Annotated in this window: 1 protein-coding gene; it reads left to right on the top strand. The window is 55.8% G+C overall.

What is annotated here, in order from left to right; genetic code table 11:
- The coding region (locus ACXAH0_RS25280; RefSeq protein WP_475196093.1) for a transposase domain-containing protein at positions 1–235 on the top strand (235 nt) is incomplete at its 5' end.
- Positions 236–260: the final 25 nt, after the last annotated feature.

Below are 260 nucleotides of genomic sequence, written 5' to 3'. Positions count from 1 at the left end.
TTGCGCGGAGCGGGCAATGAAACCGATTGCCCTTGGACGAAAAAACTACCTCTTCATGGGTTCAAAAGGCGGCGGCAAATCCGCGGCCATCGCCTATACACTGATCGAAACCGCCAAACTCAACGGCATTGACCCGCAAGCCTGGTTGGCCTGGGTTCTGGCACAAATCGCCGACCACAAGATCAATCGCATCAACGAACTCATGCCTTGGTGTTACGCTGCAAAAGCAGCGTAACAGAGCGCGGCGCCGCCATGAAGAC

This window comes from Roseibium sp. AWQ4_290 (genome assembly GCF_056160985.1).
This window is presented reverse-complemented; position numbering and strand designations above follow the sequence as displayed.